1 protein-coding gene, 1 pseudogene and 1 riboswitch are annotated in these 2,206 nt (G+C 72.8%); the gene and the pseudogene both read right to left on the bottom strand.

Annotated features, from left to right (window positions below):
* Positions 1-63 precede the first annotated feature (63 nt).
* Entirely contained in the window at positions 64-1,002 is a 939-nt protein-coding gene (locus ACFWEG_RS28920; RefSeq protein WP_387221054.1) for a peptidoglycan DD-metalloendopeptidase family protein, read from the bottom strand.
* A 2-nt stretch (positions 1,003-1,004) separates the two neighbouring features.
* Positions 1,005-1,170: riboswitch (cyclic di-AMP (ydaO/yuaA leader) on the bottom strand.
* Between the two features lie 265 nt (positions 1,171-1,435).
* Positions 1,436-2,206, bottom strand: a pseudogene (locus ACFWEG_RS28915) (serine/threonine protein kinase); the annotation flags it as partial.

Here is a 2,206-nt window from a genome sequence, read left to right as displayed (position 1 = left end):
CCCTCGGGGAGACCGGGCGGGGCGGTCCGGCGCTCAAGGCGCCCGCCCCTGGGGGTCGTTCGGTCAGACCGAGACGCCGTGCGCGCGCAGGAAGGCGACCGGGTCGATGTCCGAGCCGTAGTCCGGGCCGGTGCGGACCTCGAAGTGGAGGTGCGGGCCGGTGGAGTTGCCGGTGGAGCCGGAGAGGCCGATCGTGTCGCCCGCACCGACACTCTGGCCGGCGGAGACGGAGATCGACGACAGGTGGCCGTACTGCGAGTAGTGGCCGTCGTTGTGCTTGATGACGACCTGGTTGCCGTAGGCGCCGCCCCAGCCGGCGGAGACGACGGTGCCCTGGCCGATGGACTTCACGGTCGAGCCGGAGCCGGCCGAGAAGTCGACGCCGGTGTGCGAACCGCTGGACCAGCTGCCGCCGGAGGCGCGGTAGGGGGTGGAGGTGCCGGCGTCGACCGGCTTGACCCAACCGCTGCTGTTGGAGGAGGAGTCGGCGGTGGCGGGCGCCTCGGCCTGCTTGGCCTCCTGCTGCGGGGCGGCCTCCTGCTTCGGCGCGGCCGGCTTCGGGGCCTGCTGCTTCGGCGCGGCGGGCTTCGGGGCGGCGGCCTTCGGGGCCTGCTGCTTCTGCGCGGCCGGCGCGGCCGAGCCGTCGAGCTCCAGCTTCTGGCCCGGGTAGATCAGCTCGGGGTTGCCGCCGATGACGTCCTGGTTGTCGGCGTAGAGCTGCTTCCAGCCGCCGGCGACGTCGTGCTCCTGGGCGATCTTGTACAGGTAGTCGCCGCCGGCCACGGTGTAGGTGGACTTCTCGGCCTGCTTCGGCTGCGCGTGGACGGGCGCGGAGCGGAAGGTGGCGCCGGCCTTCGCGGCGGGGGCCGCTTCGGTCGAGGCGTGCGCCTGGGCGGCGCCGAAGAGCGGGAGGGCGAGGGCGGCGGAGCCCGCGCCGATGGCGGTGATGCCGCGGACGACGCGACGGGGACGGACGCGCTTGTGCTGTGCCTTGATCGGCATGCTGCATTCCTCTCCGACGCCTGCGGGGTTAGCTGTCGGGTTCGGGCTGGAGATGCCCGGCCGCGGCGACGCGGCTTCACCCCTAGCGGCCCTGGAATACGAAGATCGAATTCCGGGACCGCGTACTGAACGGGTCCCCCGCTCCTGCCGATTCGGTGATTCGAAGTCGGATTCGGTGTCCGGGCGGCGGCAGGATTAGGCGTTCCGTCCGGAGTCCCTGGGACGTTAAGTGACGGATGAGCCGCAGAACAAACGCCGTTTCTTCACAACTGATCCTTACGGCGAATACGGCGGCACGTTTCCGTCACTCACCGTGCGCCCGGCGTCGAAGAGCCCTTGCGGCGAGAGGTCGCATTAGCTGGGTCACACCACGGAACGTCATCGGTATGACCCCGCTCACCCCGGCGGAATTCGGCGGGATCGGTGACCGAAGTCAGGGCCGGAAGCCCCGGAGCACGCTGTCGAACTGCTCGCGGGTCTCCGCCCACCGCTCCTCGGGCGAGGACATGTAGACCACGTACTCCGTGCCGTCCCGGTCGATCCAGGACTGGGAGATCGCGTGCCGCGGACCGCGGGAGGCGTCCTTGTCGCCGGCGGTCCAGGTGAACTCCCAGCGCGCGCCGGTCAGGTCACGGTAGGTGTTGGCCACGAGGCCCAGCCGCTGGTAGCCCGGCCGCTTCGAGACGCCCCGCTCCAGGTCGGTCTGGTGCTCGTAGGGGCTCTCCCAGTCGGTCTCCGGATCGATCGCGATCCGGACGAAACGGACACCGCCGTCGGGGGTGTAGTCGATCTGGCCGTTCTCGGTCCGCCGCTCCCAGCCCTGCGGAAGGAGCAGGCTGAAGCCCTCGGGGTCCTCGACACGGACCCAGCCGTTGGGAACGCCGTCGGCGGGCGACGGGGACTGCCCTCCGGCGGTGCCACCGCCGGTGTCCTCGCCGCCGGAGGGGGACGGGGACGGCCGCTGCTCCCCCGACGCCGAGGCGCTCGCGGACGGGGACGAGCCGCCGCGCCCCGAGCCGCCGCCCTTCCCGTCGTCCAGGACGTAGCGCGAGCTGGCCGCCACTCCCCCGCCGACGAGCGCGGCGGCGACCAGCGCGCCGACCACGGCGGGCCACCGGCGCCGCCCGCCCTGCCGCGCGGGACCGTACCCGGAGCCGGTCGCCGGCCCGTACGCCGCGTCGGCGGCGGTGCCCGAGGGGCCCGG

Source organism: Streptomyces sp. NPDC060194 (genome assembly GCF_042728285.1).
Taxonomy (GTDB): domain Bacteria; phylum Actinomycetota; class Actinomycetes; order Streptomycetales; family Streptomycetaceae; genus Streptomyces.
This window is presented reverse-complemented; position numbering and strand designations above follow the sequence as displayed.